The organism is Pseudomonas sp. 14P_5.3_Bac1, assembly GCF_025466135.1.
Taxonomy (GTDB): Bacteria; Pseudomonadota; Gammaproteobacteria; order Pseudomonadales; family Pseudomonadaceae; genus Aquipseudomonas.
Window position 1 is genome coordinate 149,597 of the sequence record NZ_JANLOF010000038.1, and the last position, 12,774, is coordinate 162,370.

The 12,774-nt window shown below is 64.9% G+C and carries 8 protein-coding genes; all 8 read right to left on the minus strand.

Annotated elements, in window-relative coordinates:
• Positions 1-34 precede the first annotated feature (34 nt).
• From NTD89_RS09385 to NTD89_RS09420, 8 genes are read right to left on the minus strand one after another with little or no spacing between them, the layout of a single operon-like run.
• Positions 35-1,747, minus strand: a complete 1,713-nt coding sequence (locus NTD89_RS09385) for a formylglycine-generating enzyme family protein (protein WP_242199564.1) — start codon at positions 1,745-1,747, stop codon at positions 35-37.
• Positions 1,740-2,924, minus strand: coding sequence for an ABC transporter permease (locus NTD89_RS09390; RefSeq protein WP_262207239.1), 1,185 nt, complete (start codon positions 2,922-2,924; stop codon positions 1,740-1,742). Before NTD89_RS09390 ends, NTD89_RS09385 begins: the two co-directional genes overlap by 8 nt.
• Positions 2,924-3,628, minus strand: coding sequence for an ABC transporter ATP-binding protein (locus NTD89_RS09395; RefSeq protein WP_242199859.1), 705 nt, complete (start codon positions 3,626-3,628; stop codon positions 2,924-2,926). The genes NTD89_RS09390 and NTD89_RS09395 overlap by 1 nt, the downstream gene beginning before the upstream one ends.
• Positions 3,628-6,615: a serine/threonine-protein kinase gene (locus tag NTD89_RS09400; RefSeq protein WP_262207241.1), complete on the minus strand. Its 2,988-nt coding sequence runs from the start codon at positions 6,613-6,615 to the stop codon at positions 3,628-3,630. The genes NTD89_RS09395 and NTD89_RS09400 overlap by 1 nt, the downstream gene beginning before the upstream one ends.
• Positions 6,612-7,331 (minus strand): PP2C family protein-serine/threonine phosphatase, encoded by a 720-nt coding sequence (locus NTD89_RS09405; RefSeq protein WP_106575876.1) that lies wholly within the window; start codon positions 7,329-7,331, stop codon positions 6,612-6,614. Before NTD89_RS09405 ends, NTD89_RS09400 begins: the two co-directional genes overlap by 4 nt.
• The gene (tagF, locus tag NTD89_RS09410) at positions 7,332-7,985 is read right to left on the minus strand and encodes a type VI secretion system-associated protein TagF (RefSeq protein ID WP_262207243.1); all 654 of its coding nucleotides are present in this window, start codon (positions 7,983-7,985) and stop codon (positions 7,332-7,334) included. It lies immediately after the preceding gene.
• Positions 7,982-11,482: a type VI secretion system membrane subunit TssM gene (gene tssM / locus NTD89_RS09415; protein ID WP_262207246.1), complete on the minus strand. Its 3,501-nt coding sequence runs from the start codon at positions 11,480-11,482 to the stop codon at positions 7,982-7,984. The genes tagF and tssM overlap by 4 nt, the downstream gene beginning before the upstream one ends.
• On the minus strand, positions 11,479-12,768 hold the full coding sequence (locus NTD89_RS09420; RefSeq protein ID WP_145158185.1) for a DotU family type VI secretion system protein: 1,290 nt from the start codon (positions 12,766-12,768) through the stop codon (positions 11,479-11,481). The genes tssM and NTD89_RS09420 overlap by 4 nt, the downstream gene beginning before the upstream one ends.
• Between the last annotated feature and the right edge of the window lie 6 nt (positions 12,769-12,774).

Consider the following 12,774-nt stretch of genomic DNA (forward strand, 5'->3'; position numbering starts at 1 on the left):
TGAGTCCCTTCCAAGCTCGCCATACAACCAGCGATCAAGACCGCTGACCGCTCGCTGCGAGCAATTCCTTCAAAATCGTTGCCGGGTCGGCCCGCTGTTGTTTGCGGTAGTTGCCGACATGGCGAACGAACAGTGTCGCGCGCGTCACCAGGCTCTTGCCGAGCACTGGCTTGCGATCCAACTCTTCCTTGATTCGTTGAAACTGCGCCTGGATCACCGCGTCGGTGTAGCGCGTGCCGGTGGCCAGGTTGTCGATGTAGATCGCCACCGCGCCGTCGAGCGCGCTGCGGCCATTGTCGATGGCCGTGGCAAACAGCTGCGCGCTGGCCGCGTCCTTGTTGTCCAGAGCCTGCTGACGACTCTTCTGCAAGTTCATCAGGCGGATGTTGTAGTTGCTGATGGTCTCGGCCACCAGCGCGGCCGATTGAATAAGGTTGCCTGCCGCCTCTTCGCGTTGCTGGGCGATCAGCGAGACGTTGCGCTTGAGTTCTTCGTTGACCAGGCCCAGTTCGGCTTGCAGCTTGGGATCGACGCTGGCGGCGATGATGCTGTCCAGGCGCTTGGTCGGGTCCTGGGCGTCGTCGATGGCGTCGGTCAGCGAGGCCAGACGGCCTTCTTTCTGCCACTGCGCGAACAGCTCCTTGTAGCGCGAACGCGGCGCGGACAACGCCCCAATCGCCACGCGAAAACCGGTGGTCTCGTTGCTCTGCTCGGTGCCGTCGGCGGCGAACAGCGGGTATTCGCGGCGCATGCCAGTGAACAGCGTGCCCTCGCCTTCCAGGTAGTTGCCGCCCTTGACCACAAAGCCGCCGTAGGTGCCCTGACGGCGCCCGGCGTGCACCAGTTGGAACGATTCCTGGACCATTTCCGCCGCATTGCCGATCACATCGAACATGCCAATCGGGTTGGGCAATTTGGTGCCGATGGGCATCAGGCGTGCCGCCTGGCCTGTACCACCGGCGACTTGATTGAACACCGCGTAATCACCCAGCGGCCCGTCGCTTTCGCTGCCTTCGACACGGCGCGGAAACAGCCGCCCTTCGAGGTCCTGACGGCTCACTGCCTGGCCACCGCGCGCGGCGAATTCCCATTCCACTTCGGTGGGCAAGCGCACAAAACCGAGGCCACCGTCTTCGGCCGAAGACCCACGACCACTGACCGGCAGCAAGTCGCGGTGGTATTTCATCAACCAGGCGCTGTACACCGCCGAGAAGCGCTCGGCTTCAAAGCGCGAGAGTTTCACCTTGGGCAAGCGTGCAGCCATGCCGGTCGGCGCATCGCACGCTGGCGCCGGCTCGCCACTGGCGAGCGACTGTGCCTGGGACATCACTTGGGCATACTGACGCGCGGTGACTTCGTACTTGCCGATGAAGTACAGCATCGGCTTGAGCGGGGTTTTGGCGTCGGTCTTCGGCATCAAGGGCGCAATGACTGCGTTCCAGTCCTTGGGCAAATCCTTGAGCGTGAACTGGCCGTTGATAAAGTCGCGTCGGTAGCCGGAGATAAACGACTGCTGATAACCCGCCTCACCCTCGGCAAAGGGGTAACCGAGGCTGATCTCGCGGTCATCCAGGGTGCCCTGGGCCAGCACATAGGCGTAGCGGAACACCATGTTGCCTTCGCACGGCAGCGGCAGACTCACGTCATCGGGCAACGGTTTGGGGTTGTCGAGTTTGTCACTCGCCTCATCCGCCCACGCCATTGAAGCCAAGCTCAGCGCCATCGCGGCGCCCAGTAACTTATACATCTCTGATTCCTTCAGAAGCCTGGATACGCGCCACTCGCCAACCGCCACAACCCGCCGCCACGGCGCTGACGCCGAGGACTGCAGCCAGGGCCAGGGCGTAATGAGGCGCCAACAGGTGACAGGCGTATTCGCCCGGCACCTGCACGAATAATTTGTTCAAACCCGCCTCGGCCAGGCCATACAACCCGGCACTGAGCACGGCGGCAAACCCTGCGCTGTACAGCGCCTGCAGCAACACAAACAGCAACAGCCCAGCAGTGGAAAACCCCAGCAGGCGCAGCACCGACAATTCCCGACGCTTGCGCGCCACGGCGGCCAACACGCCGGCGAAGATCGCCGCAAATGCGCCCGCCAAGGCCAACCCGGCGATGATCCAGAACACGATCGACAGGTTGCGGCTCAACGACTGCACCTGGGCGATGGCGTTCGCCTGGGTCGACACCAACAGGTTCTGCCCGGCGAAAAACACCCGCAACCGCTCCACATCGGCGAGTTGGCGGGCATACAGACGAAACGCCGGATAAACCCGCTGCTCAGTCACGCCGACCGCGTCACCGTCCCAACTCAACGCCGGCACCGCGCGGCCGTCGCGGTAATCTTCCGCCGCTTCCAGCAGGCGCAAATCGGCAAACAAACCGTCCCGCGCGAACGCTTCCAGCGGCAGCACCGCCAGCACCTGCAACCGCGTGCGCTGGGCTTCGACGCGCCCTGCCACTTGCCGCGCAAAGCTGGTCTCCAGCCAATCGCCAGGCCGCGCCGCGAGTTTTTCTGCAGCGGTGTGGCTCAGCACGATCTGGTCCAGGCCCCGAGGCATCGGCAACCCCACGAGCAGCGGATCACCCGGTGCAGTCGGCAGCATTTCCAGGGTCAGCGTGCCCACCTGCGCGGTCGCCGCAATCTGGCGGGTACGCGGCACGGCGAAGGCCACATCGCGACGCTGGGCAAGTTGCTCGATAAACGCTGCGTTGAATCGACCGCCGCCCAACGGAATAATTTCACGGGTTGCGGGGTCGGTCTCCAGGCGTTCGGTCAAACTGCTAACCAGTCCAAATTTCAGGCCGAATAACACCAGCAATGGCGCGATCACGGCCACCAATGCCAACACCGAACAGGCCGACAGCCAGGCGTCGTTGCGGTAATCCTGCCAGGCCAGGGACGCCACCAGACCGATGCGCATCAGCACGCCTCCCCGAGGGTGGCCGTGACGCCGCCGTCGGTGTCACGGCGGCAACTGATGCGCCGCACCTGCAAACCACTGGCGCGGGCCAGCGGCTCGTCATGGGTGGCGATCACGCAGGCCGCGCGATGTTCGCGGGCCTGGGCCAGCAGCGCCTGCATCACGCGTTCGGCGTTCAGCGGGTCAAGCGACGCCGTCGGCTCATCCGCCAGCACCAGTTGCGGCGCGTGGGCCAGTGCACGGGCGCAGCTCACGCGTTGGCGTTGGCCCACCGACAGCGCAGCCGGTTTCTTGCCCAACTGATCGCTGATCTCCAACTGCTCGGCCAAACGCGCGACGCTGCCGTCGTCCTTGAGCCCCAGCAGTTGCCGGGACAAGGCGATATTGCTGCGCACATCGAGAAAACCCAGCAGGCCGCCGGTTTGCAGCACATAGCCCAAGTGCGTGCTGCGCAGCGCGGCCAACGTCGACTGCTGATCGGCGCGCCACAGAGCGCCGACATCGACCTGATCAAATTCAAACCGGCCAACCTGATCCGGCGCCAACACCAGCGCCAGCACGTCGAGCAAGGTGCTTTTGCCACAGCCGCTCGGCCCGACGATTGCCAACTGCTCACCCGCGCGCAGCGCCAGCGCAGGAATCACCAGGCTGTAGCGCTGGCTGCCAACGCCGCGGCTTTTGTGCACTGCGCTCAGGTTCAGCATCACGGCAGCGTCGACAAGGGCACGCGGTACAACGCATCGCCCGGCTCGGCATCGCCGAAACGGACCCAGTTGGCCACGTCATTGTGAAAGGTTTCGTAGAGGCGGATTTTCGAATCCAGCTCGTCGATAAAGTCTTCCTGCTCGGCCACGCTCAACGACAACCACAAATCCTGGGTCATGTTCAGCGACTTGCTGCGGTACGGCAGGCCTTCCAGGTATTCGCCAAGGATGCCGCCGTCGGCCAGGTTGCCGCCCTTGCGCAGCGCCTGTGGGTCGCGGCTCATGTAGGCCGACGCACTGGCGATTTCCTGGAAGAAATCCTTGGGCGAGGTCTGGGTCTTGCGCGCCGCATCGACGATCAGTTTCAGCGACTGCTGCAGGTCGTTGAGCTGCAATTTGGTCAGCATCACGCACACCTGGAACGCCGGCAGCGCCGGGTTGGTCAGGTCGCGGTCGGCGGTCCAGGCGCTGACCAGTTGCGGCGCCTGGCTCGCGGTTTTGCGGCCGAGGAAATCCATGTGCATGGCGTAGCCGACGGCCGCGGACTTGTCGGCCAAGGTCGGCGCGGCGCTCAGCAGCGGCACCGGCTGCGGCGTGTTGCTGCGCACCTGATGCACGAGGTTGGCGAACACGCTGCCGATCTCATCGACACGCTCACCCAGCTTGCGCACATCACCGCCCGGCACCGGCGTATAGAGGTCGCCGATCTGCGGGTTGGCGTCGGCGGTGAGCACGCGGTACTGGGTTTCGGCACCGGCATGGGTTTTCTTGCCGGCGTCGGTGCGCAGGTGCAGGGCGTAGATCTTGATCTGCTTGCCCAGCGCGGCCTGGCGCACCTCGGCTTCGTTCATCTGGGTGGCGGCAAACGGATCGTTCTTGCGCAGTGCGCCAGCGTCGGTGACCAGCAGGATGATGCGCCCACCGTAGCCGGACCAGTCCATGCCATCCACGGCCTGCATCACCCCGGCAAACGCGTCTTCGTTGAACGAGTGGCTGGACACGGTGGAGGCTTTGACCTGCCGCGCCATGTCGAGAAAGCGCTGCGGGTCGCGGCCCTGATCGAGGCTGATCAGCGTCTTGGCGACATATTCAAGCCCTGGGGTTTTCTTGATGCTGTTGCGAAAACCCACCAGCCCGAAGCTGACGCTGTCCAGCTCACCGCGCTCGGCGATACGGGTTTGCAGCTCGTGCACCACGTCGCGGACTTGGTCGATGTAAGGCTGCATCGACACAGTGGTGTCCACCACCAGCACCACGGCGGTGCGGAAGGCGTCGGCGCTGCTGTTGATCGCTCGGGCGGCCGGCTTGGCAGCCGCGCTGCTGCCGGGGTCGATAGAGGCCACATTGAGCAACTGCACCGGCTGGCCGTTTTCGTCGAAGCTCTCTTTGGAGTCGAAAATCGGCAGCAGGTAGAACTGGTCCTGCGGCACCGCGCTGGCCGTCGGCTCCAGCGCCAACACCAGTTGATTGTCTTCGCTGTTCTTCTGCGCCTTGGCCAGAACGCCTTTGGCGGCCGCAGGGTCGGCCAACAGTTTTTCCACCTCGCTGGATTGGCGCAGGAACATCACCGGCGCCCGGCCCGAGCGCTCGGTGAATTTGAGCACCAGGCTTTGCTTCCAGTCGCTGACCTGGGCGGCCGGCAACCAGCCGTCGCTGCGCCCATCGGTGGCGGCACCGACACGCAGCCACGGGCTGCCATCGACGTCTTTGCGCTGGTAAACGTAGAGCACGGAAAACGCCGGCAGCCCCTCGTCGGAAGCACCACCGGCATCGTGGGACAGCTTGGCGCCCGGCTTGCTCAGCACCCGCTGGAACAGGGTCTTCTTGCCCGCCATCAGCAAGGGGCGCTGGCCGCCGTCCGCATCGGCCACAGCCGTTTTTACTTCAGGGGGCGCGGGCGTTTTCGGCACCACCGCAGCGGGCGGCACCGCTGGCGTATCGCCGCGGCTCAACCACCAGTAGCTCGCGCCACCGACGGCAAGCGCGACAGCTACTGCGACTGCAGCCAAGGCCAGCACCGGCCCACGGCGCTGCTCGGACACGTTGCTGTGTTGGGTCGGCGTCACCACAGGTTGGCGCACCGGCTGCGGCTGGGGTTTGTCGGTCGGAATGTCGATAGACACCGGCGTCATGCCCGCCAGGTCGAAGCTCAGCGGAATCGGCAACGGCCGCACCAGCGTGGCTTCCGGCGAGTCGGCCGGCAGTTGGTCCAGCGCGCGCAGCAACGCCGCTGCGTCCGGGAAACGCTCCGCCGGGTCCTTGGCCAACAGCTTGCGCAACACCTCCTGATAACGGCCGTGGTGCACCGGCAATTCCGGCAGCGGTTCGGTCAGGTGCGCCAGCGCCGTGGACAGGGCATCGGTGCCGCTGTAAGGCAACTCGCCGACGAGGATTTCATAGAGCACCACGCCGAGTGCGTAGAGGTCAGCGCGGCCATCAATCTCCTGGCCCCGCGCCTGCTCCGGGCTCATATAGCTCGGCGTGCCCACGGCAAACCCGGCTTGAGTGAACTGGGTACGGTCATCCAGAGACTTGGCGATGCCAAAGTCCGACAGCACGGCCGTGCCGTCAGCGCGGAACAGAATGTTCGCCGGCTTGACGTCACGGTGCACCAGGCCTTGGGCATGCGCATAGCCCAGCGCCGAGGCGATCTGGCGGATCAACGTCACGCCCTGCTCCGGTGTCAGGCCGGCGGCAATGCGCTCTTTGAGCGTGCCGTTGGGCAGGTATTCCATGGCCATGTAATACAGCTCACCGACGTTGCCGATGTCATGGATGGTCACCGTGTGCGGGTGCGACAGGCGCGCCAGGGTCTTGCCCTCGCGCAGGAAACGCTCGCAAAAACTTGGGTCCGCCGCCAGCGCCGCCGCCATCACTTTCAACGCCACCTTGCGCTCCAGCGAACGCTGGGTCGCCAGGTACACGCTGGCCATGGCGCCTTCGCCGATCTCGCCTTCGATGTCATAACCCGGAATCACGATGTTCATGGCGAAACCTTCACGACAATGGCGGTGATGTTGTCCGGCGCGCCCCGGTTGAGGCCCAGGTGCACCAGGCTGCGCACGATTTCATCCGGCGCGTCATGGCCCAGCACTTCGCGGATTTCATGATCCTCGACGGTCTTGTTCAGGCCGTCGCTGCACAGCAGGTAGCTGTCACCGGGCGCAATCAGCAGGTCGACCACCGCCACCTCCAACTGCGCCTCCACGCCGATCGCGCGGGTGACGATATTGGCGCGAGGGTGCACACGGGCATCGGCTTCGCTGAGCAAGCCGCTGTCTTGCAGGTCCTGCACGTAGCTGTGGTCGCGGGAAATGCCTTCCAACACGCCGTCGCGCAGGCGGTACAGGCGGCTGTCGCCGGCCCACAAACACACGCCGCGCAAGCCGCGTGCGGCCAGGACCACCACGGTGCTGCCCATCATGGTCACGCCACGATTGGCGGTTTCTTCGCGCACGGTTGCGTTGATGCGGATCAGGTCATTGCGCAGGGCCGCCGAATATTCGTCGAGGGAACGCCCCACCGGCACAGCACGCAGGCTGTCGACGATCAGGCTGCTGACGTAGTCGCCCGCCGCGTGCCCGCCCATGCCGTCGGCCACCACCCACAGACGGTTTTCCGGCAAGTCCAGGCAGGCGTCTTCATTGACCTGGCGGACCATGCCCACATGGCTTTTGCTCGCGGATTTGAACGTCGCCCCCATCTACACCACACCTTCTTGTCCGAGCAAAAACTGCGCAAAATCGCCGGCGGCAGGCAAACCCTGACACCGCAATAAACCTGGGGAAATCACCTGCGAACCCCGCCCCCACCACAGGCTCGCGCCCTCGCAGGCCTGTTCAGCGAGCGCGGTCATGCGGCTATGGGGCACGGTGGCGGCAACGCGTTGCAGGCCGGCAAAGCGGCTGTCCACCGCGCGTTGCTCACTGGCCGGGATGCCGAGTTTGTCGATGCCATCGTTGAAGCCTTCAAAGGTCGCGCCGGCATCCAGTGTGCTGAGCAGCAGCTCTTCGGCCTGCTCAAACCAGGTGTCCGGCCCGCCCACCAGGGATGCGGGGTTGGTGTCGTGATCGAGCAACGCCACCACCGCCAACGGAAAATACCGGCCGACCCGGTCAATGCTCGGCATGACCACACCTGCCGCCGCGTCCGGCCCGCACACACCCGGCGCCAGCACAAAGCGCCACAACGGGCTGACCAGGTACACATTGAGCCAGTCGCCGCCCAGGCTGTTCTGGCTGGCCAGCAGACCTGCCGCCAGCCAGCTGTCCCACGGGCCGATAAAACTCTGGGGCAAGGCGCGGCTGACAAAGTCACCGCGGCTGGCCAACTTGCCGTAGAAACCCAGCGTCGTCATAACCGCTCCGGCAGGCTGAAGCCACTGAGTACGCGGCTCTTGAACGGGTTGAAGGCGCTGTTGGCGCGCAGCTCGTAGGCGATGCTCGCCCCGTCCACCCGCAGGCGCAGGTTGAAACGGTCCGGCGAGTTGCCGGCGGTGAGGTCCGACTGTTCCAGCAAGCGGAACCAGGCCCACGGGCCGTCCAGGGTCACGCCCGAACGGCCACTGGCCGACGGCGGCATGATCGAAATACGCACCACGCCGATGCTGCCGGGGTTCGGCCATTGCATGGCAACAGGGCGGCTTGGGCCGTGGTCGTAGCTCAATTGCTGGCCATCCAGATCAAGCAGGAACTGGGTGATGGTCGGGTCCATCGACACCGGTTTAAGTTCGAAACGCACAATGGGCTGCGTACCACCGGCGCGGAAAAACGCATCACGAATCGCCGCCGCACGCTGGAACGTCTGCAATACGCCTGGCGCAATCCCGAGCTTTTGCGCGGCGCCCGGCTGCCAGCGCCAGGTCTGCGCGGAGGTGTCCACGTAAGGCTGCAGGTACTTGCGGAAATAGTTGTCCATCACCCCGCCCACGCCGAAGAACTGGCCGAAGTCATCCAGCGTGGCGTCGCGGGCGCTGCCCGGCGACATCGGATAACGCCCGGCCAGCGACTGGCGGTACACGTTGACCACTTCACTGACCCACGCCGCGTTCAGTTGGTTACGCACGCCGCCCATCATGCTGTTGGTGGTGGAGTTGACCACCGACTTGACCATGCCCTGTACCAGCGGCGGCTGGCGTTCGGCATTCAGGCTGACCCGCGTGGCCGCAGCCGCCGCCTGGTTCTTGGCCTCACCAAGCAAGGCGTCGCCACTGGCGCCGACCATGGCACTGACCTGCACGTACAGCGCGTTCATGTCTGCCAATAGGCCGTCGATGGCGGCGGGTTCGCCTTCATTCTTGCTGACGATGCTGTTGAGCTCGGCAAAGTGCGCGGTCACCGGATCGTCTGCCGCTTGCGGTGCGTTGGCGGTCGGTTGTTCCTGGCCGAGCAGGCTGCCGAGGCGCTCCTTGAGCTTGTCGACGCCGCCTTCCACCGGCACGCCCTTGGCCGCCAATTGGCGCTCTTCGGCTTGCAGGTCGGTTTCCTTGGACACGGCCACCAGCAGTTTTTTCAGCGGCGAGGTCGGGCCGGAAATCACCCGCAGTACATCGGCCGCCTGGGCCACGCTGGTGATCGGCACGAAGTCGATGTCGGCGAGCAAGGCGTCCCATTGGCGCTGGTAGTCCTGGAAGTACAAGCGGCGTACGTCCGCAGCGAGGCTGACCACGTTCTGCTGGTCGGCCTGTTCACGGCCCAGCACCCATTGCTCTTCGGCGAGGGTGCCGGTCTGGTTCAGGCTGCTTAGCAAGAACGCCTGGCGATACCCTTTGGCGGTGAAGAACCCACTCAGCGGCTCACCCAGCGGCTTGCCGCTTTTGCGGCTGAACACCAGCGCAGCATCGCGGCCTGCGGCTTCGTTGATGCGAAAGTCCGGGATGCCGTCGGGCAGCTTCTGGCGCTTGACCCGGTCATAGACGCGCTGGGCCACCGGCAGTTGTTGCAGTTGGCGCCGCAGGTCATCAATCAGCCGTGGGTCCAGGCGCGCGTTTGGCGGGTGGCGTTCGAACAACGCCTGCAAGTGCTCGGTCAGCGCCTGACGCTGATCGGCCGGCAGGTCGCGCGGCAGGTTGCGGTCCCAATCGAGAGCGATCCAGGCCTTGATGAAGTCCGGGTCGTAATGCTCGGCATCGGCAAGCATCAGGTAGGCCTTGAGACCTTCGTACAGGAAATCGGAATTGCCGCCACCGTGCAGTTGTTCTTCGATGCGCGTCACCAGGCGAGGCGCAAACACGGCGATCAACAGCTTGCGGTAGACGCTGGCAGATTCGGCTTCGAGCATGTCGCCCTGGTACAGGCCCAGCCCTTCGGACCAGCTTGGCGAATCACCCGCGAGGCCCTTCACCGCATTGAGCAACGGCAGTACGGCGAGCACTTCGCGCTGCGCCGGGCTGAGGTTCTGTACAGCCTGGCCCAACGGCGCGACCTTCTGATCCACCTGGGCGATATACGCTTGGTTGGCGCGATAACTCACCCACCACAAACCACTGACTACCACCACCAAGGCGACGGTGGCTGCCAGCACGCCGCGTGCGATCCACTTGCGTCGACGCTCGACTTTGGGGTTCACGCCCACCAGCCCACGCTCGGCGAAGGCCACAGCGGTGAAGAGTTTTTCGATGAAATAGCTGCGCCCGGTGCCGCTCTGGCGCGCCAGGTGCTGGCGGTCCAGGTTCATGCTTTGCGCCATGGCGCCGATCAGGCGATCAATCGGGCTGCCTTCCTGGGTGCCGCTGGTGAAGTACACGCCGCGCAGCAGCACGCGCTCTTCAAAGGCATTGGGTTTGAACACGCCTTCGAGGAAGCTTTGCAGGCAATCTTTCAAAGCGCCGAACTGCTGCGGGAAGCCGTAGATCAGGTCGCGCCGGGCCGGGTCGCGCTCCTGTTGCAGGCGCTCCACCAACCGTTCGTTGAGGCGCTGCTCAAGGCCGGCGAACTCGCTTTGCAGCGTCGCCAACGGGCTGTCGCTGTGCTTGCCGTCATCGAGCGCAAAGGTCATGCCCCACACCTGGGCGCGCTCTTCCTTGCTCAGGTTGTCGAAGAACTCCATGAAGCCCGGCACCAGGTCGAGCTTGGTCAGCATCAGGTAAATCGGGAAACGCACGCCCAACTGGGTGTACAGCTCCTGAATACGCAGGCGAATCGCGGCCGCATGGGCAGCCCGTTCGGCGTCCGTGCCAAGCAGCAGATCCGAGAGGCTGATGGCGATAAACGCGCCATCAATCGGGCGGCGCGAGCGCTGCTTTTTCAGCAGGTCGAGAAAGCCCAGCCACGCCGCCTTATCCACCGTCGAGTTGCTGTCCTGGGTGGTGTAGCGGCCCGCGGTGTCGAGCAAAACGGCTTGGTCGGTAAACCACCAATCGCAGTTGCGCGTGCCACCGACGCCCCGCACCGCACCCGCGCCCAATTGCGCAGCCAGTGGGAAATGCAGGCCGGAATTGACCAGCGCGGTGGTCTTGCCCGAACCCGGCGGGCCGATGATCACGTACCACGGCAGCTCGTAAAGGTTGCGGCGTTCATCGCCACCGAGCTTGGCCTTTTTCAGCAGCGCCAGGGCCTCGTCCATGCGCTGGCGCAGGGTGCTGAGTTCTTCGGCGGTGGCGACACTGTTGGGGTCGACCGGGGTTTCCGCGGCCAGGCTGCGCATCACTTCGGCGGCCTGGCGGCGGGCCTGGATAATGCGGAACACGCGATACGCGATCCACACCGCAAACACCAGAATGATCAGCGCCCAGCGCCGCCCTTCTGGCACCAGCACATCGAGCAGCGGCCCCACAAACCAGATGATCAGGCTCAGGGCAATCAGGCCCAGCACGGGAATCACCCAGCGAATCATGAAACTGAAAAACGCCTTCACTCGACGCCCTCCGCCAATACGGTGATTTCAACCCGACGATTGCGGGCACGGCCTTCTGCAGTGGCGTTAGTGGCCACAGGCTCGGTGTCACTTCTGCCTTCGGCGCTGAAGCGGTCTGCCTGGCCGGTCTTGGCTGCCAGGATCTCCAGCACCGACTTGGCGCGGGCTTCGGACAGCGCCCAGTTGGACGGGAAGCGCAGCGTGGCAATCGGGCGGTTATCGCTGTGCCCGGTGACGCGCACCTGCCCCTTGACCTTGCGGATGGCGTCGGCGATGCGCAGCATCAGCGGCTGATAGTCATCGACGATGCTGGAGCTGGCCGAGGCGAACAGCTCATCGCCCCGGATCGTCACCACCGAGCGGTCGACCTTGTCTTCCACCGCCACGCGGCCCGCCTTGATGTCTTCCACCAGGAAACCGGCCAAGCGTGGCCGCTCGATGACTTTGGGCTGCGCCACCGGACGGTCGATGGCCTGCACCGGGATCTCGCCCAGGGCATGAATGTTCTTAAACACCGGCTCGGCATCCGACGCCAGTTTCATGCGCAAGCCGAACAGCAAGGCCAGCAGCAGCGCCAGGCCGATGGCCACGGCGATCCACGGCGGCATGAATTGCGCCAGGCGATCACGCGCCACGGTCACGCCGCGCCAGTGCGGCGACAGCTCGCGCTCGTGCTCGCCACGCGCACTGCGAATGGCGGCGGCGGTGCGTTCACGCAAGGCTTCAAGCTGGCTGCGACCGTCGTTCATCACGCGGTAACGGCCCTCGAAACCCAGGCACATGCACAGGTACAACAGCTCCAGCAGGTACAGGCGCTCGCGCGGGCTTTGCAGGCAGTGGTCGAGCAACTGGAAGACTTTTTCACCGCCCCAGGCTTCGTTGTGCACCGTGATCAGCAGGCTCTGCTTGCCCCAGTCGCTGGTGCTGCCCCACGGCGTACTGAGCACCGCTTCATCGAGTGCGGTGCACAGCGCGTAACGCGCCAGCAGCACTTCATTGCGCGCCACGCCAGCGGCTTCGGCGCGCTCTTCGAACTGGCGCAGGTAACCCAGCAACTGCGCACGCAGGCTGGCCGGTGCCGGGTGCGCGATGGTGTTGCGCAGCCGCGTCAACAGCGCCAACAGTGGGCCGGCGGCGCTTTCCAGCGGGTTGAGGCCCTGGCTTTTGCCGGTCAGGATCGGCGCGGCCGGCACCGACAGCGGCGCCGGCTCTGCACGCGCAGGTTCCGGCGCACGGCCACCCGGGCGCGGCATGAACTGGGTGCGGTCATCATCATTGGGATGCATCGCGGA

Bases quoted from the DNA above. Each gene is read 5' to 3' on its own strand.
- NTD89_RS09385 (WP_242199564.1), bottom strand. From the start codon at position 1,747: ATGTATAAGTTACTGGGCGCCGCGATGGCGCTGAGCTTGGCTTCAATG.
- NTD89_RS09390 (WP_262207239.1), bottom strand. From the start codon at position 2,924: ATGCGCATCGGTCTGGTGGCGTCCCTGGCCTGGCAGGATTACCGCAAC.
- NTD89_RS09395 (WP_242199859.1), bottom strand. From the start codon at position 3,628: ATGCTGAACCTGAGCGCAGTGCACAAAAGCCGCGGCGTTGGCAGCCAG.
- NTD89_RS09400 (WP_262207241.1), bottom strand. From the start codon at position 6,615: ATGAACATCGTGATTCCGGGTTATGACATCGAAGGCGAGATCGGCGAA.
- NTD89_RS09405 (WP_106575876.1), bottom strand. From the start codon at position 7,331: ATGGGGGCGACGTTCAAATCCGCGAGCAAAAGCCATGTGGGCATGGTC.
- tagF (WP_262207243.1), bottom strand. From the start codon at position 7,985: ATGACGACGCTGGGTTTCTACGGCAAGTTGGCCAGCCGCGGTGACTTT.
- NTD89_RS09420 (WP_145158185.1), bottom strand. From the start codon at position 12,768: ATGCATCCCAATGATGATGACCGCACCCAGTTCATGCCGCGCCCGGGT.